Source organism: Blautia obeum ATCC 29174, from assembly GCF_025147765.1.
GTDB classification, from domain to species: domain Bacteria; phylum Bacillota; class Clostridia; order Lachnospirales; family Lachnospiraceae; genus Blautia_A; species Blautia_A obeum.
Window position 1 is genome coordinate 3,534,537 of sequence record NZ_CP102265.1, and the last position, 16,291, is coordinate 3,550,827.

The window sequence follows — 16,291 nt, forward strand, 5'->3', positions numbered from 1 at the left end:
CTCACGCTATTTTCTCCACAAGCTGAAATTATATGGCTCTTTTGCAGGCTCTGCATCCTTGTAGCTCAAAAGCTTTACCCCCTGCTCCTGTAAAAAGCTAAGAACCGTCGGATCATTATAAAACTCATAGTCATCCTCCCGTTCCCACGCAATAAATTCCCCGGAATAATTGTGATTTCCGGTCATCTTCATCTCATCTGAGGTCTTTGCCGGATGCAGCACCAGCTTGTACTGGCCCTCCAGCTTTCGGATCTCTTTTTCGAACAGCGTCCGGTCATGAGAAAACTTATCGCTATCCGGAAGCATCCGGTTGTAATAGCGGTGGTTGATCAGCCCCTCTTCCTCCACCCACCGGTCAAATTTTTCTGCCAGTCCCGGAATGTCTCCCTCCGGCATCATATGAGAATCAATATACGCAATCGGGAAACCCACCTTGCGCAGCCGCTCCAGCTGATACTTGTATTCGGTAATAATCTCATCCAGATCCGGCTTTGCCGCTGCCAGCTCCAACACGTCCTGGTAAAAAACGCCCCGGTGATCGATCAGACTTTTCACTTTCTCCTTCGGCGCTACCGGTCCCCATACGACCCGATCCCATTCTGCGTTAATCACACTGTGCATACCAAACGTGACATCCTTACTGGATGCAAGCATTTCCGCTGCCTCCTCCAGATATGGTGCACATGCCATCACGGATACATTTTTTACAATTCCTTTTTTCGACACTTCATAAATCGCCTGGTTCGCCGAATGGCTGGACCCAAAATCATCTGCTCTTGTAATTAAAGCTTTATCTAACATAGTAATCTCCATTCTATCCCCGTTGGCAAAGCGGGAGCATCCTCCCTGCCAACTGCTCAGCACTGCGCACATCTGAATCAGGAAATGCTTACTCTGCCTTCACACAGATGTGGGCAAGGTTCTTACCGAATCAGGAACAGCTCTGCTTCCATCTCACCGGAAAGTTCAATACTTTTCACAAGTTCCCCGTTTCCCGGGACATAATAGCAGGCTGTATCTTCATTAACTGCGATCTCCAGCACACCACGGTCTGCCAGAATCGTCATATTTCTGATTTCCAGGATGTCAAGACGGTTCATAAAGGTAAATGCCAGCTTTTTCTTTTCGGCATCCCATTCAATCCGTTCGCCGCAGATCCACAGTGCGAAAGACGTATCCTCGGAAAAAGTCAGCTGCAGCAGCATCGCCCCGTCCTCTTCCCAGCAAAATTCCATCGGTTCCTTCTGAACCGTCCGCCGCCACAACGGAATCTTCTGCTGCTGCAGCTCCCGGCACAGCGGTTCGGATAAGACATATTCACCGCCGTCTTTTTGAAGCTGCATTTCTCTCGGAGCGCCCATCAGGCCGCGATGATTGTAATACGGCTGCGTATGTCCGCGCAAAAACGGAATCTGGAGGACACGTCCATCCAGATTGGTGACCGTCTGTGCCGCATAGACCTTCTCGCTTCCGTAAAATCTTCTTCCCGGCTGTGTCGCGGTGAACTGCATGCCGTCAAATTCTCCCACCAGGTAAAATCCGTCCGGTGTCCAGAACAGCCATTTTTCTTCACCGGTACTTTGTACTCTCAGCCGGACAAGATCCGGACATTCCCATGCCTCCGGAATCACCAGACTCTGCGTCTGCCTCCAGTCCTTCATATTATCCGAGACAAAAATTCCGAATTCATGCCCATCGAGAAATAATACCATAAACCAGTGCTTTTGTCCAAACCTGTATACCTTTGGATCCCGGTTTTCAAAAATCTGATTTGGCAGTATCTCACCCAGTGTCTGAAAATGTGTTCCATCCTCGCTCCACGCGATTTTCTGACACATCTTCTTCCCGCGGCTCCATACGCTGCGATTTCCGGCACAGGTATAATAGACCACCAGTGCATCCTCCGGCACTTCCGGGAGCTCACCCTCATGCAAAATGGCACTTCCGGTAAAAGCCGGTCCGTCTGCCTCCGGGAGCAGTGCCTCCTCCAGCTGCTGCCAGTGCAGCAGATCGCTGCTCACTGCATGCCCCCAGCTCATATTGTTCCACTGAACACCAAACGGATTGTGCTGAAAATACAGATGATAGCTTCCCTGATACCAGCACGCTCCGCAGACATCATTCATCCATCCGCTTTTCGGTGCAAAATGAATCCATGGCTGAAATGGCTCTGTATTTGGCAGGAGCTCATCCGACTGCAGAAACGGAACCGGCCGGTCCTCCTCATGCACAAGCGTCAGTACCGAACCCTTCCATCGTTCTACCGGAAGCTCCGCATAAAAATCCGGTGCCCCGGATCCATAATCCACAAAAAGGCCCGCCTGGAACTGCAGCACTGCGGTCAGTTCCTGGTAAAGCCACACATTTTTTTCGACTGCATCTTTTCTGATCGGTATCCGAAGATAATTTTTTTCAATTAAAACCCGCTGATTCATGCGTTTTTCTCCTTGCATCTTCGTATTATCTCTGCCAAATAAACAGCTTTGCTGTATGCAGAAAAGGGCAATGCATTTTTACTAAATTGCTGCATTGCCCTTTTTCTTGCTTATACATTCATCAGGATTTTACTGCTCCTGCAACAACACCTGCAATAATATACTTCTGCAGCACGACATATAAGATAATAATCGGAATAATCGACATCACAAGGCCTGCCAGAAGCAGATCCATCTGATTTGAATAAGTACCCTGGAACAGCGACATCGCTACCGGAAGGGTATATACCTTCTTGTCGGTCAGTATCAGGCTCGGCAGCAGGTAATCGTTCCACAAAGACAGGACATACAGGATGACCAGTGTCGCCGTCGGCGCCTTCAGCAGTGGAAATACGATGGAGAAATATGTCCGGAACGGGCCTGCACCATCAATGTGCGCCGCCTCCTCCAGTGCCAGAGGAACATTTTCCTTGATAAAGCCATGATACATGAATACCGCCATTGAGACAGAAAAGCCCAGATGCATGAAAATCAGCGTATATCTGTGATTCAGCAGATGGAACATGCCGCCGTAAATGGAGATCAGCGGGATCATGACTACCTGGAACGGAATGACCATCGAAAACATCATCAAAAGGAACAGGAGTTTATTGATCTTCCAGTCTTTTCTTACAAAGATGTAAGCGCACATGGAAGAAAACAGAATGATCAGAAGGACACTGATACCTGTTACTAGAAAGGAGTTCTTAAATACATTCAAGAAATCCAGTCTCTGGAAAGCTGTGATGTAGTTGTCAATCGTGAATCCCTTCTTGCCGCCGAAGCTGAGCGGCAGCTTTGTAATATCACGCTTATCCTTAAAGGAGTTCAGCACGATCATGAAAAACGGAAACATATAAAACAGGAACAGCAATACCGCAACCACCGTACGGATAATCGGTCTTATTTTGCTGGATTCTACACTTCTTCCCTCATCCATTACGCTTCTACCTCCTTCCGCTTATTCATAACAGCCTGAGAAACTGCAATAATCGCCGTAAACAGGAACAGAATGACCGCCTCGGTCTGACCCGGTCCGTAGGACTTTGTCACAAATGCCTTGTTGTATACGTACATTGCCGCCATAACGGTAGAACCGAACGGGCCGCCCTCAGTCAGGGCAAGGTTCAGATCGTAAACCATGAAGCAGCGGGTAATTGTCAGGAACAGACAGATCGTAAAGGAGGAACGCATCAGCGGGATGACAATGTTTCTTGTCACCTGGCTCTCCGTACATCCGTCGATCTTGGCAGCCTCGCGCAGGTCGGCAGATACACTTGTCAGTCCTGCGATGTAGATCAGCATCATGTAACCGGACAGCTGCCATACCGTTACGATGATCAGTGCGATAAATGCGGGTACCGGGGAGGACAGCCAGGACTTGGATAAAAATCCGATGCCTGCGTTCTTACCGATATAAACCAGAATGGTCTTGAAAATGAACTGCCAGATGTAGCCAAGTACGATTCCTCCGATCAGGTTCGGAACGAAGAAGCCTGCACGGAAGAACTTTTTGCCACGGAGCTTTCCGGTAACCAGCAGTGCCAGAAGAAATGCTACGACATTGACCAGAACCACGGACACAACCACATAGATCAATGTCAGTCCGAGTGCCTGCCAGAAGCCGGTATCCTTAAATAGCTCAGCGTAATTCGCAAGTCCTACAAACGGCTTTGACTTGGAAAGGCCGTCCCAGCTCGTAAAGGTCAGATAAAATCCGTATAAAAACGGGATAATAACTACTGCCATGAAGGCAAAGACTGCCGGTCCTGCAAAGGCCAGAAACAGTCCCGTATTTTTTAAAGACTCATTTTTTTTATTCATAATTCCCTCTCTTAATCGAAGAATAGCTGCCGTCACCGCCGACAGCAGCTATCATCAGCCGTTCAAGCTCTGTATGTCCATTGAATCAGTTCGGAATTATTTTGCAAGTCCGGTCCAGTAATCCTGAATCTCCGTTGCGAAGGTAGCGCGGTCGGTCTCACCTGCGAAGTACTTCTGCATGTAAGCACCAACGGTCTGCCAGTGATCTCCCGGGTAGGAGTACGGTACGTTGATGACTTTGCCTTCCTTCACGTAGTTCTGAACGCTCTGTGCCAGCATGTTGGTAACATCCTTGTCGATATTCGTGAATGCCGGGATCAGGGAGCACTGCTCGCCGGTGTCGACATCGATATGATGACCGGCTGCTATGCCGGGGAGCTTGCAAAGCTCGTAAAAGAAGGCACGATTCCGGAGTCACTGATCGACGAGAGTGTCCTGCGCATCCTGCAGCTGAAAAATCAGCTCGGTCTCTTTGAGCATCCGCATAAGGATGCCGACCCGGAAAAAGAAGCCCGCTATATCCTCTGTCCGGAACATCGCGCGCTGGCCCGCGAGGCAGCTGCCGCTTCCTGCGTACTGCTCAAAAACGACAAAGTGCTGCCGATCCGCCCATCCCAGAAAGTAGCTTTTATCGGGCCGTACATCGACAATTACGAGATTTGCAGCAGCTGGGCCGTCACCGGACATCCAGAGGACTCCGTCACGATCCGACAGGCCGCTAAGGAACTGCTCCCGGACTCTGACCTCACCTTTTGCCACGGCACGACGCTTCTTCCGCGTGACCACGTCTTTGCCGGCTTTGCAGAGCCAAATCGCGCCGAAGAATTTTATGCCGACGTGTTTGCGGATCCGGAAAAGGCACTGGCAGATGCAGTCGCGGCCGCTAAGGCTGCTGATGTCGTCATTCTGTGTCTTGGAGAGCATTACCTCCAGACCGGCGAAGCGACCTCACGCACTGAGCTTTCCCTTCCGGAGAATCAGATGGAGCTGTTTTGCGCAGTAAAGACAGTCAATCCAAATGTCGCCGTTGTGCTCTTTAACGGACACCCGCTGCTTCTTGACGAGCTCTCCCGTAATGCCGCTGCAATTCTCCAAGCATGGCTTCCGGGTACTGAGGGCGGTCATGCGATCCTTGATCTTCTGACCGGTACAAAAAATCCATCCGGAAAGCTTCCGATGACATTTCCGCGGAATATGGGACAGATTCCGATTTACTACAACCATTTTTCTACCGGGCGTCCGCTGACCGGAACAGATCCACAGCGTTTTGTCTCCAAATACACCGATACGCCAAACACACCGCTCTTCCCGTTTGGATACGGATTAAGCTATGCAGAGTTCTCTTATTCTGATGTGAGCCTTTCTTCCGATTCTCTGACGAGCGAAGATTCCATCACTGCATCCGTACAATTAAAAAATACCGGTGCATGCACCGGTACGGAAGTCGTACAGCTCTATATTCAGGATGTTGCCGCGAGCACGGTTCGCCCGGTTCGGGAGCTGAAAGGCTTTACACGTATCACCCTGACTCCTGGTGAGACACAGACCGTCTCCTTCCGGATTTCCGAGGCAGAGCTGTCCTTCCACCGGGCAGACGGCAGCTACGGCACAGAGCCGGGTGCCTTCCGCGTATGGATCGGCGGCAGCAGTGCCACGGAAAACGGAACAGGATTTACTTTACGTTGAGCTTTTCTTTAAAAAAATCTGCGATGATTTTCCAGACTTCTCTCTGGAAAAAGTGCAAATCTGCGTGATCCGCGCCCTCGATGGCGATCAGATCCGCATCTGCGCCCGCTTTGGTCAGCGCCTCATACATCGCCTCGCCCTGTGTGTACGGTACCGTATGATCATTGGTGCCGTGCAGCAGTAAAAATGGCGGGGCATCCTTTGTCACATAGCTGATCGGGCAGGCCTTCATCGCCTCCTCTTCATGCAATGCCGCGTTTTTTCCAAGCATCAGAGATTCCGGCGCAGCCATCATCTCCACATCGGAAAGACGCGGCATTTTGCTGATATCCGCCGGAAGATACCACGGGCAGGCTGCCTGCACCGCACTGCTGTACTCCAGGTAATCCCCCTTGTCAAATTCCTTATGGCCACCGGTCAGAGCTGTCATAACCGTCAGATGTCCTCCGGCTGACTCTCCCATCACACCAAAGCGCTCCGGATCGATGCCATAGCGCTCACTGTGTGCCTTCAGATACCGGATCGCCGCCTTTACATCCTCAAGCTGTGCCGGGAATACCGCCTCGTTACTCGTGCGGTATACTGTACGCTCGCCACGACAAAACCCTCGCGTGCCAGATCACAGAGGTATGCCAGATGTGCGCTCACACTCATCTGCAGCCACGCACCTCCGCAGATCCACACGATACATGGACGTTTTTCCGTGTGCTCCGGATAAATAACATCCAGCTTCAGATCCCGCACCGTATGCCCAAACCACGCATCTACCTGTGCGAACGCCACATCCGTGCTGACGACGTACTGCGGCTCTTTGACTGCTACCTGAATTACTTTTTTCATGAAATGAGTCCTCCTTAAAGCATCTATCAGCCATTGCACTCATTCGTACTAATTATAATATGGTATATCAGCAAAAACAATCGTGGCAATATAACATTTTGCTTACTTTATAAAAATGAACAATTGAGAATCTATGTTACTTTAAAAAGAATGAACAATATTCTTTTGTTCAAAACTGAATATTGTTCAAATATCAAATTTATGGACAAATTCCTTAAAGCCTTATTTTATAAGGTTTTTATGTGTTTTGTATAAAGTTCAAATTTTTCGAGAGTTTTTAGCACATCTTGGATTCCCCAACTCACTTTTCTCACAATAATTCACATACACCATCGGCTCCATATCTTTTGGAAGCTCCGGATCATAGGCTTTCAGTCTTTCCATCAATACACCTGCACGAACAGATAAGCCTGATGGAAAAGGGAGATTCCACCAGGCTCTTTCAAATCTACTCTTCCGTTTCCGGAAAAGACGGCTTATATCGTTTGTTTGCAGATTGTGGCACTACGATTTCAAAAAAATAATATCCAAGATACCGGAGAGCTACTTTTTTCTTCCGGTAAAAACTTGCCCGGCTCATCCCCAGTTCAAGCATAATTTCCATATCTGTCATTTTTCTGTGTCTGCAGAAGCAGCCATAAAGCACATCATAATATTCGGTTCCAAAATTCGGGGTAAAATATTTTACCAATGTCATTGCCCGGTTGACCATATCGCAAAGTCCATAGATTAGAATGATATTGTTTACTTCTTTTTTCAGTTTTCCTAAATTCATGCGGTAATCGTAAGAATCCATATACTGAAGAGCATAAGCCATGTTCTCATTGATCTTTTCCTGACACTCCTGCTCTAATTCATCCAGAACCATCTGATTTTCCAAAATCAAGTCCTGATAATTGTTCATCAGTTCCTTGATTTTTCCATAGTACAGGTTCATTCTTTCTTCTGTATGGCGTGCTGCATTTAAGGTTACTTCTTTAAACGATCTAATCGCATAATCTCTTTCTGTCATTATCAAAATCTCCTTTTCGTATTGAATCGTCTTTCTCTGACGTTCTACACTCCCATCCCTGTGATTTTGACGGAAGCTCTATGATTTTTTCGCCATCTTCTGGAACTGATGCACTTCGTGTATCCACTGTATCCATATCTTTCCTCCATTTCTTATCTGCAACAGAAAAAGCCTGTCCAGATAGATTTCTTTTTGAAATCTGATCCAAACAGGCTTACTGTTGACCTTAGTTTTCACTAAGCAAAGATTTTATTGTATTCACGCCTAATAACTTACCGCCGGATATTTCCCTTCCTCTTTTTTCTTATCTGAGCTTAAATTTACATCCACTTTCTCAAATAAACAGCTGGCTTTTCTCTTTTATTAGAATTTCGATTTATTTCCAGCTATTATACCAGCAGTGCGTTTTATTAGACAGCGGCTAATAGGATTCTTTCCGTATTAGCTGATATTCCATTCCATTTTCCACTTGAAAAAACAAAAAAGCGGAAATCATATTAGATATTTTTCTAATACATTCCGCTTTTGATAGGACGTCCCGTGCGGGAATCGAACCCACATCTAGTGCTTAGGAGAGCTCCAACCTATTGTCACTCTCTATCAATCTGAGGTAAGGTAAACCCAAGTGGGATACTATATAAAACTGTTTCCGATTCAATTCGAGTTATTCTGAATACCCCCTCTGTCAAGCTCTGTAAAGCTCTGAGAGTTAGCTGATTGTTTGCTGCAGCTAATAATTGGGGAATGCCTTGATATTACCATCGACATCTGTTATATGACCACCATGCTTCGTACGTTCGATCATGGTAAACAGTATTCAATTAAACTTCCTATCGAAAGCACAAGATATTTTCTTGTCTATAATTAATATAACGCATACGAGACGGTTTGTCCATGCGTTTTTGACTGGCAAATTTTATTCAGTAAAAATATCTGTAATCTTTTTTGTAATTGAATCTCCATCATTCCATCATCAAATGATGGAGATTCCAATAGATATGATGGAGATAGACTAATTACTTCATCGTCTTCGCCAGTGAATTGAGCAATGCCCGCATCTCTGGATTTGCCAACACTTTTGCCAGAAGTTCCGGATCGACTTCATCAGCAACAGTTGCATTATTATTTTCCTGTTGTACATGCATCTGTGGATCCAGATTCTTTTTCTCATAAAATGCTTCTTCAAAAAGCTCTGCATTTTTCCTTCTGTCATCATCCAGAATATGAGAGTACACATCCGTAACCATATTGACCTGAGCATGACCGGAATCACCCTGTACCGCTTTGATGTCCCCACCATTCAGTTTCAGCTTATAAGTAACGCTACTATGACGGAAACTGTGAAACACAACCGGTGGGAGATTATAGTCCTCAATCAGTTTCTTTAAAGGACCACGGATTGCTCCATCACCAAGAGGAAGCCCAAAGGTACTTGCCATAACCAGGTTATAGTCCATATATTCATCACCAAGGATTTCTTTCATTTCATCCTGTTCAGCTTTCCAGTCTACCAACATATTAGCGACACTCTTTGGTAAGAATATCTTACGCACACTGCTTTCTGTCTTTGGTGTTTTCAGAATACGGACCGTAGAATTCTTCTTATGATTTGTCGGAAATACCAACAACACATCTTTTCCATCCAATGCATTCAACGATTCTTTTCTTATACGCTGTGATTCTTTGTTGATGAAGACATATGCACGGTTTTCTTCAATTGCCTCAGGAGAGATATCTACACAATCCCAGGTAAGACCAAGCAACTCACCAAGTCGCAGAGAACATGAGAAAGATAGATTAATTGCGAGCTTTAATCGTTCATCTTCACAGACACTGAGCGCATACATCAATGTATCCGCTGTCCAGATGTCTCTTTTTTGGGATTTATGTTTTGGTACAGTCGCATGAGTACAGGGATTCTTCTCCATCAACTCCCATTTTACTGCCTGTTCGAAACAGTTCCTGAGCAGCTTATTAACATCCCTGACCGTACTGGACGATACAAATTCATTTCGACTGGTTTTATTCAATGGATTGATAACTGCACGTCTCTTCAAAAGACTCTGATAATATCTTTCGATGAATCGGGTATTGATTTCTGAAAGTTTCGTATCACCAATAATTGGAAGAATATAGTTATTGATAAGAGAGACATTTCCTTCATATGTAGAAAGCGCCCAGTTTTCTTTTCCATAAAGTGCAACATACTCTGTAATAAGCTCATCCAGTGTTTTGCATTTACGAACGACAAATGATCCCATCTCTTTTTTATATTCAATTTCTTTTTTTCTTCTTTTAGCTTCGGCTTTTGTTTCATAGGTTTCCCATTTCTGTTTCCTCTCACCTTTTTCATTCGTATAAGAATAGATTACATTGAATTTTCCGTTTCGTTCTCTTATTGATGCCATATTATTGCATGCTCCTTTCCAAATCTCTTTGTTCCATCCAGTCCTCAAATTCATCCCGAAGGATCCTAACTCGACTGCCAACTTTTATTACGGTGAACTTTCCTTTATCCGCCCACTTGTTGATCATGCTTCTGCTGACCTTTGCCAGATAGGAAGCTTCATCAAAAGTAAGATACTTTATATTTCCATTGCTTCCTCGTATTCCGGTTTGTGATAATTTCTTCCGCCGGAAATTAGCCAGGGCAATATTCTGTTCCTGTGCAAGTTCTTCATAAACATTCGATGGATCCAGCTTATAACGATCCTGACCTTCCAGGAATTTTTGAAAACTCTCTTTTGTGATCCTTTTCTTTTCTGCAATCACAATGAATTCAAAAAAATGACTATACTTTGGATTATCAAGAATTGTATATACTGAGCTTCTGGTTGTTCCTAACAGCTGTGCCATCTCAGGCATCGTAATAGTTGCATCTTCCAGAAGGGCGTCTTTTTCTCTGTCTTCCTTTGTTCGATACCGGGACTGGCTTTTATACCAGTTCTGAAAGGATTCTTTTGGTATTCGTTTCCAGTAATCGACAATAACAACTTCCATTTGATTTTTCTTGAGTAATTCATAAACAAGATAATCATCCACGCCCAACAGATCCGCGACTTCCTTAACGGAATAGGACCAGGATTTCAATTCTTTCCCTGGTTCTTCTCCGGTAACTTTATGATATTTAATCTGATTGGCATACCATTTTTCAAAGCTGGCAATATTGATTCGTATCTTTCCGGCAATCTCTTTTGATTCAAAAACATTTTTATGCACCAGCCAGTATCGATCTGTCTTTTTTAATCCCAGCAGCTTTCCCATTTCCGGCACGGTCATCCAGGTTCTCTTTTGTGTCGGACGCCGTTTGTAAGGACTGTCTTCTGATATCTTTGAAATGATCTCTTCAACATCGTCCATTTCCGGAACTTCTTTTTGTTTCATAATTGCTGTTGCCATTTATTCTTCACTTCCTGTCTTTTTTAGTGTTAGTGTTTTTCTTATATCATATCTCAAATCCAGATAAAAATTTAGGATGTCGATTGCAGACAAAATCTGCCTGATCAACACCCTGTTTTTTACTGTTCCAAGTTATCGAGCCAGTCATCGAAACTCTTCTTAGAGATGCGATACTTTCCGCCATCCAACTGAATCCACCGGAATTCCTTTTTCTTCAAAAGGTTATAAATAGTAGGTCTGCTGACTCCTAAGATTTCCTGTAACTCTTGAACTGTATAACATCTTTTTTCTAACATTTCTTTATCCTCTTTTCTTTGAAATACGAAAGAAAAATTATCCCTTCATATAACGAAACGCTCAGAGCATGTTTTACAGTGGTCAAAAGCAAATTTTTTTACTTTTTTCTTGCGAGTTTTTTTTAATGCCACTCGTAAGAAACTCGTAACATTAGATTTCTACATTTTTCCTGGATTTAAATAAGAAAAAGAGCATATGGAATTTGAATCCATACACTCTATAAAAAGTTCACATCTCACGAAAGTTTACAAATCATTTCTGAGAATACTTCAGGTTTCAGTAAAACTAACCCTCCATGTCCCAAGTCCGGCAATTTTGTAAATTCTGTTTGAGGAAACTTGCGTTTCATATAGGCAATATCCTGTTTCCGCTCTTTTTCCTCATTTTTTGCACACCAGTAATGAATTTGCGTGTTAATATCCGAAACAGGCTCAGGTACTCTGTAATTATTGCAGGAATCAAAGGTACGCCATAGTGTTTTTCTGCTACAATGTCGCAGAACATCTACCACATATTGTAAATCTTCCTTAGAATATTCATCTGTTGCAAATGCCTTTTCCAATAAGCTAATGCCACCCACCCTTCCAAGCATCATCATCAAATAATCTTTTAGAGCGATAAAACGTGTCACAAACCACGGAAGCTGATACGGTGTGATTCCGCCGTCCATAATACAATGATTTATCTTGATCCTTTGTTCCAATGTTACCATTAATGCAATAGATCCACCCATGGAGCAGCCATATACTGCATATAGATTTCTGTAACCTCTTGTACTGAGCCAATCATTCAATTCTGAGGCAATTTGTTCTACGCTTGTAAAATCACTATCATTCTCAAAATCATATCCTGGAAGTGCCGGAATCAGCAAATGGTATTTTTCCTGTAATAAAGGAATCACGTTTTCAAAATAATCCCACTTTACGACTGATGGATGAATCAGCAAAATAATTTCATTATTTTCTTTACCAAATTCATGGATATTCATCATTAAATACACCTCTGTCTCTACAACAAAATATTTTTCACTTAATGAAACTGAAATTTACCATATTTTACCAAGTAATTCCACAATCCCTGCTACTACAAATGCAACCACCAAATACAGTACAGTAGCCGCCCCTCGTTTTACCAACACAGTCTTCCAAGGCTTTACATACGGAATTCCTTCCATACCATCTATATGCCAGATTCTGCTGTGTCCCACCCATAATCTGTCAATCACAATACCATCAAACCAGTTCATGACCACAAGAAAAAGACAGGCTTGAAGATATGCTGTTTTAAAATCCATAACATGATTCCAAACAGAAATAATCAAAATCAGAGCCACAAATATAATAATACAAAATGGTATCATAAACCACTTTGACCTTTTCATCACAGTTTCTTTATCAGCAATTCCACGTTTCTGTGCTTCTTCTATATATTCTTTCGGATAAAAATATAAACAGTTACGCCCGTCGTTCCTCACTGCACATTTTATCAGTGATGCATACAGCAGACAGTACAATACATTTTGCAACAATAATAACATTTTTCTGATACCTTCTTTCAAAATACCAATTTAGGTAATCTATCTGTCTCAATAATTTTTTTGAGCATTCTGGCAAATCCTTCCGGATTTTGGATTTGATATTGCATATGGTTAAATCTCTCAAAAACAGGAAAGTTACCGTGTATATAGGTCTGCATCACTGCATTTCTATATTTAAAATGTTCTTCTATACTTCCAAATTCCCAAAATGTATGTTTCTGCAATTCTTCTGACAGTTCTGGAAATGCTTTATCTTCCAAGCTGTCTGCCAGCTGTCTTCTCAGATTTCCATATGTCAAGTTCTTCCCTGCCTCTATAAAATAGGGTTTAATTTTGTCATCGTCACACCACATGATTCTCTTTAGTGTCTTTCCCTTTGACCAATATAAACTTTTCATTGCTATATATAAGAATGGGACCATGATTCTGCGTGTTGCCTTTCCAATCTGTGCAAACTGTCCGCCATCAAAAAAAACATGCTTTACCGGTATTTTTGCCTCTGTCAGGAATGCCATGGCAAGATCTGCACCAATCGAAGATGCAACTGCAAGTTCTATCTCTTTGATTCCATGATTTTCCAGAAATCGTACAATTTGCTGTATCTCATCTCTTTTACTTTGATATCTCTGTCCAGGGCAATACACGGTTGATGTTGGCATAATACAGTAATATTTTTCTTTCATTTTCTCTGCAACCGGCATACTGCTTTCCCCAATTACTCCCATTGCATGGAAAAACAAGATGACTGGATTTGATTTATTTCCTATTGTTTTAAATACCATACTTATACCTTCTATCTATTTTAATCTATCTTTTTGCACTCTTCCATTCAGCAACAGCATTTCTCACCCGCTGGTCAATATCCAGACGTGCTCTCTGGCATTCTTTCGGATATTTTCTTGCCGCTTGAAATGCCAGTTTCATAAAGATTCCAGAACCAATTGGCAGCATCGTCCTTAACATACTCTCCGGAAAAACGAAATGGGTCGCATGCTCGTAAATAACAGACTCCAACCTGCACGTATGTGGATGTTCTTTCATACGCTGCTCCATACGGCGTATATATTTTGCAGTATCCCACAACACATCATCTTCAGCGCCAATCAGCAATAATGTCCCATGAATTTTTTCAATCTTAATTATTTCTTCTTCCGTAATTGGATGAGTTGCCTCTGAATCATCAAACAGTTTTCTCGAATTAAGCATATCACCGGTCCGCTTTGTTTCTTCATCAATCACATGCCAGTAATCTGGATGTTTATAACAAAACGGCATATATGGAAGAGGTTCTCCTTTATAAGAGAAAAGTGATTCGCCCTCAATCGGCCATTCCTTACATCCATCTTTTTTGCCCTGCATAAACCCCTGCCAGATAAAGTCACTCGGTGTCAGGCCTATTGTCAATGTAAGATCTTCAAAATAAGAAGCGGCAGTTAAAGCAAGTGTTCCTGTAGTAGATGCCCCGACAATTCCTATCTTCTGATTACCATGTGTTTTTAACCAACTGATAGCTTTCTCTATACGTTCTAGCGGATAATTATGATGTCCATAATCCTTTTTTGCCGGTGACATTGTCATCACATTCACACCGAGTTTATGTAACCATTTCACGGATGTCCGTGCCAGATAATCCTCTGAATCATCTCCGATCATTGCAATCATTGCACAGTCTGAGTCGGTTTTACATTTCCAATATGCACCATAAAATCCATCTGTTTCCACTTCAAAATGCTTTTTCTGCATCTGTATCATCTCCTCAGTATCAGCCGCGTTTCTTCAAAACTATTATTTTGTTCGAAATATTCCGAACCGCTGGAATTTTGCCTATTACACAATAAACGGGCATAAGTTCTTTCATTCCCTCAACCAGACTGACCTCATGCAGGATAGAAAAATTCGGTACAATCTTTTGTAGTTCTGTTCCGTTCTTAACACCCCATGTAAATTTTGCATTGCTGTTCTCTATAGATTTTTCTTTCACATGTTTTACAACAAATGGTGACATGGTTTCAACCATTACGTTTACTTTCTGAAATGATCTTTCAATAATAGAAAATATCTTTCTGATGTCCTTCTCACACAAATACATGGTAAGTCCTTCAATTATCACCAGAACATTTTCTCCATGATAATCGATATCGTCCACGTAGGAATCATCCATTGCAGACTTTGCAATCTGGTATATCGGACCCGTTTCCGGAAGAAACTGCCGCCTTATCTTCATAGTCTCCGGCAAATCGACATTGTACCAGCGCAGATATTTTCCCTTCATACGGTAACATCTGGTATCCAGTCCACATGCAAGATTTATAACAACTGCATTTTCATACTTCTTCAAATATTGCTCAACCATCCGGTCTAATACAATTGTTCTTGCAATCACACCATAAGTCATGGCATTATCCTTATCCGCCTTGGAAAAGTCATAATCAAGCTTTTCCACTAGTTTTACTGCGATCTCATCTTTGATCTTTGCATTTTGCTTTTTTGTTTCTTTTGCTCTTGCATACAAAGTCTGTACCATCGTTTCAGGTACACCTGTCACATTCACTTTTTCTTTCATTATCTATCGCCTTCCGCTATTGTTTTCTTACAACGCAATGCATCCTCATGCCTTTACGGATTTCAAATTTTTCTACTTTTAACCCTGCTCTTCTGCAACATTTCATAACCACATCTCTTGTTGGAACCCGGACATCTCCGTGTCCACATATATTTGCCAGAGGCATTTCCAGTGTATTCATCAGCCATACCAATACTTTATTGTCACTGGTCACATCCCGCAGAATCAATCTTCCATTTGGGCGAAGGCATCTTTTTACGCTGTCAAAAAATGCCTGTGGATCCGGATAATGATGGAAACTCATAGAACAAATAATTGCATCAAATGAATCATTTTCAAAAGGAAAATTCTCACAGTCTCCTACCACAAATGTTGCATTTGGAATATCTTTCTTTTTTGCCTGTTCGATCATTGCAGGAGTCAAATCCAGTCCGGTATAATGTCTGTCTGGATATTTTTCTGATAATAAAGAAATCATTGGAGCCGGACCACATCCTGCATCCAGCAATTCTCTAAACGGCTCTTTCTCCAGCTCCGCCAGAATATCAGGATAATCCTTCTTGCACATTTCATATATGCCAGCATGGTTACTTTCATATCTTCCTGCTGCTTTTGTAAATTCAGCAATCGACAACTTTTTGTATTCTTCGTTTTTCATG

General features: G+C 43.0%; 19 protein-coding genes. 1 reads left to right on the forward strand and 18 read right to left on the reverse strand.

Annotated features, from left to right (window positions below; all coding sequences use genetic code 11):
• Positions 1-6: 6 nt before the first annotated feature.
• From NQ503_RS16965 to NQ503_RS16985, 5 genes are all read right to left on the reverse strand, one after another.
• On the reverse strand, positions 7-801 hold the full coding sequence (locus tag NQ503_RS16965; protein ID WP_167531108.1) for a polysaccharide deacetylase family protein: 795 nt from the start codon (positions 799-801) through the stop codon (positions 7-9).
• A 122-nt stretch (positions 802-923) separates the two neighbouring features.
• Entirely contained in the window at positions 924-2,435 is a 1,512-nt protein-coding gene (locus NQ503_RS16970) for a glycoside hydrolase family 32 protein (RefSeq protein ID WP_049940389.1), read from the reverse strand.
• A 121-nt stretch (positions 2,436-2,556) separates the two neighbouring features.
• Positions 2,557-3,414: a carbohydrate ABC transporter permease gene (locus NQ503_RS16975; protein WP_005423663.1), complete on the reverse strand. Its 858-nt coding sequence runs from the start codon at positions 3,412-3,414 to the stop codon at positions 2,557-2,559.
• Positions 3,414-4,298 carry a carbohydrate ABC transporter permease gene (locus tag NQ503_RS16980; protein WP_005423661.1) on the reverse strand — a complete coding sequence of 295 codons (885 nt, stop codon included), beginning with the start codon at positions 4,296-4,298 and terminating at the stop codon, positions 3,414-3,416. Before NQ503_RS16980 ends, NQ503_RS16975 begins: the two co-directional genes overlap by 1 nt.
• Before the next feature lie 96 nt (positions 4,299-4,394).
• Complete coding sequence (locus NQ503_RS16985) at positions 4,395-4,577, reverse strand: hypothetical protein (RefSeq protein ID WP_005423659.1); 183 nt, start codon at positions 4,575-4,577, stop codon at positions 4,395-4,397.
• A gap of 72 nt (positions 4,578-4,649) precedes the next feature.
• On the opposite strand from NQ503_RS16985, the gene NQ503_RS16990 reads away from it, so the two are divergent.
• Entirely contained in the window at positions 4,650-5,984 is a 1,335-nt protein-coding gene (locus NQ503_RS16990; protein WP_005423657.1) for a glycoside hydrolase family 3 C-terminal domain-containing protein, read from the forward strand.
• Here NQ503_RS16990 and NQ503_RS16995 read toward each other — a convergent pair.
• The 13 genes from NQ503_RS16995 to NQ503_RS17055 form a co-directional block, all read right to left on the reverse strand.
• On the reverse strand, positions 5,971-6,507 hold the full coding sequence (locus NQ503_RS16995) for a prolyl oligopeptidase family serine peptidase (protein WP_242650140.1): 537 nt from the start codon (positions 6,505-6,507) through the stop codon (positions 5,971-5,973). The genes NQ503_RS16990 and NQ503_RS16995 overlap by 14 nt on opposite strands.
• 8 nt (positions 6,508-6,515) lie before the next feature.
• A complete protein-coding gene (locus tag NQ503_RS17000) occupies positions 6,516-6,824 on the reverse strand; it encodes a carboxylesterase/lipase family protein (protein WP_005423653.1) in 309 nt (102 codons plus the stop codon).
• A gap of 448 nt (positions 6,825-7,272) precedes the next feature.
• Positions 7,273-7,836: an ArpU family phage packaging/lysis transcriptional regulator gene (locus tag NQ503_RS17005; protein WP_005421571.1), complete on the reverse strand. Its 564-nt coding sequence runs from the start codon at positions 7,834-7,836 to the stop codon at positions 7,273-7,275.
• Entirely contained in the window at positions 7,811-7,972 is a 162-nt protein-coding gene (locus tag NQ503_RS17010; protein WP_154648319.1) for a hypothetical protein, read from the reverse strand. Before NQ503_RS17010 ends, NQ503_RS17005 begins: the two co-directional genes overlap by 26 nt.
• 880 nt (positions 7,973-8,852) lie before the next feature.
• A complete protein-coding gene (locus tag NQ503_RS17015; RefSeq protein WP_187306739.1) occupies positions 8,853-10,244 on the reverse strand; it encodes a tyrosine-type recombinase/integrase in 1,392 nt (463 codons plus the stop codon).
• 1 nt (position 10,245) lies between these two features.
• On the reverse strand, positions 10,246-11,235 hold the full coding sequence (locus NQ503_RS17020; RefSeq protein ID WP_005423640.1) for a helix-turn-helix domain-containing protein: 990 nt from the start codon (positions 11,233-11,235) through the stop codon (positions 10,246-10,248).
• A gap of 119 nt (positions 11,236-11,354) precedes the next feature.
• Entirely contained in the window at positions 11,355-11,531 is a 177-nt protein-coding gene (locus tag NQ503_RS17025; RefSeq protein ID WP_005423637.1) for a helix-turn-helix domain-containing protein, read from the reverse strand.
• A gap of 236 nt (positions 11,532-11,767) precedes the next feature.
• Positions 11,768-12,523, reverse strand: a complete 756-nt coding sequence (locus tag NQ503_RS17030; protein ID WP_005423635.1) for an alpha/beta fold hydrolase — start codon at positions 12,521-12,523, stop codon at positions 11,768-11,770.
• A 54-nt stretch (positions 12,524-12,577) separates the two neighbouring features.
• Positions 12,578-13,069 carry a hypothetical protein gene (locus NQ503_RS17035; RefSeq protein WP_005423634.1) on the reverse strand — a complete coding sequence of 164 codons (492 nt, stop codon included), beginning with the start codon at positions 13,067-13,069 and terminating at the stop codon, positions 12,578-12,580.
• A 17-nt stretch (positions 13,070-13,086) separates the two neighbouring features.
• The gene (locus tag NQ503_RS17040; RefSeq protein WP_005423632.1) at positions 13,087-13,851 is read right to left on the reverse strand and encodes a hypothetical protein; all 765 of its coding nucleotides are present in this window, start codon (positions 13,849-13,851) and stop codon (positions 13,087-13,089) included.
• Positions 13,852-13,876: 25 nt separating this feature from the next.
• A complete protein-coding gene (locus tag NQ503_RS17045) occupies positions 13,877-14,812 on the reverse strand; it encodes an acyl-CoA thioester hydrolase/BAAT C-terminal domain-containing protein (protein WP_044925255.1) in 936 nt (311 codons plus the stop codon).
• A 19-nt stretch (positions 14,813-14,831) separates the two neighbouring features.
• A complete protein-coding gene (locus tag NQ503_RS17050) occupies positions 14,832-15,632 on the reverse strand; it encodes a class I SAM-dependent methyltransferase (RefSeq protein WP_259893001.1) in 801 nt (266 codons plus the stop codon).
• A gap of 16 nt (positions 15,633-15,648) precedes the next feature.
• Positions 15,649-16,290: a class I SAM-dependent methyltransferase gene (locus tag NQ503_RS17055; protein WP_005423625.1), complete on the reverse strand. Its 642-nt coding sequence runs from the start codon at positions 16,288-16,290 to the stop codon at positions 15,649-15,651.
• Position 16,291 lies beyond the last annotated feature (1 nt).

Excerpts from the sequence above, each read along its gene's own strand:
- NQ503_RS17000 (WP_005423653.1), bottom strand. The coding sequence starts at position 6,824 with ATGAAAAAAGTAATTCAGGTAGCAGTCAAAGAGCCGCAGTACGTCGTC.
- NQ503_RS17040 (WP_005423632.1), bottom strand. The coding sequence starts at position 13,851 with ATGGTATTTAAAACAATAGGAAATAAATCAAATCCAGTCATCTTGTTT.
- NQ503_RS17010 (WP_154648319.1), bottom strand. The coding sequence starts at position 7,972 with ATGGATACAGTGGATACACGAAGTGCATCAGTTCCAGAAGATGGCGAA.
- NQ503_RS16980 (WP_005423661.1), bottom strand. The coding sequence starts at position 4,298 with ATGAATAAAAAAAATGAGTCTTTAAAAAATACGGGACTGTTTCTGGCC.
- NQ503_RS17020 (WP_005423640.1), bottom strand. The coding sequence starts at position 11,235 with ATGGCAACAGCAATTATGAAACAAAAAGAAGTTCCGGAAATGGACGAT.
- NQ503_RS16985 (WP_005423659.1), bottom strand. The coding sequence starts at position 4,577 with ATGCTGGCACAGAGCGTTCAGAACTACGTGAAGGAAGGCAAAGTCATC.
- NQ503_RS17015 (WP_187306739.1), bottom strand. The coding sequence starts at position 10,244 with ATGGCATCAATAAGAGAACGAAACGGAAAATTCAATGTAATCTATTCT.
- NQ503_RS17025 (WP_005423637.1), bottom strand. The coding sequence starts at position 11,531 with ATGTTAGAAAAAAGATGTTATACAGTTCAAGAGTTACAGGAAATCTTA.
- NQ503_RS17045 (WP_044925255.1), bottom strand. The coding sequence starts at position 14,812 with ATGCAGAAAAAGCATTTTGAAGTGGAAACAGATGGATTTTATGGTGCA.
- NQ503_RS17005 (WP_005421571.1), bottom strand. The coding sequence starts at position 7,836 with ATGACAGAAAGAGATTATGCGATTAGATCGTTTAAAGAAGTAACCTTA.
- NQ503_RS16970 (WP_049940389.1), bottom strand. The coding sequence starts at position 2,435 with ATGAATCAGCGGGTTTTAATTGAAAAAAATTATCTTCGGATACCGATC.
- NQ503_RS16990 (WP_005423657.1), top strand. The coding sequence starts at position 4,650 with ATGATGACCGGCTGCTATGCCGGGGAGCTTGCAAAGCTCGTAAAAGAA.
- NQ503_RS17050 (WP_259893001.1), bottom strand. The coding sequence starts at position 15,632 with ATGAAAGAAAAAGTGAATGTGACAGGTGTACCTGAAACGATGGTACAG.
- NQ503_RS16975 (WP_005423663.1), bottom strand. The coding sequence starts at position 3,414 with ATGGATGAGGGAAGAAGTGTAGAATCCAGCAAAATAAGACCGATTATC.
- NQ503_RS16965 (WP_167531108.1), bottom strand. The coding sequence starts at position 801 with ATGTTAGATAAAGCTTTAATTACAAGAGCAGATGATTTTGGGTCCAGC.
- NQ503_RS17030 (WP_005423635.1), bottom strand. The coding sequence starts at position 12,523 with ATGATGAATATCCATGAATTTGGTAAAGAAAATAATGAAATTATTTTG.
- NQ503_RS17055 (WP_005423625.1), bottom strand. The coding sequence starts at position 16,290 with ATGAAAAACGAAGAATACAAAAAGTTGTCGATTGCTGAATTTACAAAA.
- NQ503_RS17035 (WP_005423634.1), bottom strand. The coding sequence starts at position 13,069 with ATGTTATTATTGTTGCAAAATGTATTGTACTGTCTGCTGTATGCATCA.